This is a genomic window from Pseudomonas sp. GW456-12-1-14-TSB6 (assembly GCF_059424205.1).
The window spans coordinates 1-548 of sequence record NZ_JBWKZE010000075.1; the positions used below are offsets into that span (position 1 = coordinate 1).

Here is a 548-nt window from a genome sequence, read left to right on the forward strand (position 1 = left end):
ACGCCCCCGCTCGAAATACTCTATAACCGCATCCGTCCCGGCCTGAAGGATCGCCTGACCGACCCCGGCGGCCACTCCGAACTCAAATTGCTACTGCCCGATGAGATCAAGAACGGCGTCGGCCCGGATTTCGTCAGCGCCGAGGTGTGCGTTGCCTATCCATATTGCCGGGCGTATGACCTCATCACCCTCAAGTGCAATGGCGAACTGCTGGAGCCCAAGCCCAGGGTCAATCGGAATCAGGCGCCGCAACCGCCGAATCCCGGTGACGAAATCCCCATTACCATTTGCTTCACCATCACCCGCGACTATCTGGACAAGGCAAAACGGCTGGATCATAAGCTGCATTTCTCCTACACCGTCAACGATCAGCTCGGCAACGGCCCGGACACTGATGCGCCGTGGTCGCCGGTGCAGAGTGTGGATGAGGATCTGGATGGCGTCTTACTTCCAATGCCAATTCTGCTTGAACGTAAAGAGGACTATCCCGGTGATGACGCGAGCATCATTGATCTGGAAAAACTGGCGGGTAATCCATTGCTGCTGGT

1 pseudogene is annotated in these 548 nt (G+C 57.1%); it reads left to right on the forward strand.

The features are described from left to right. Positions 1–548: pseudogene (locus AC07Y2_RS28765) on the forward strand (hypothetical protein); the annotation flags it as partial.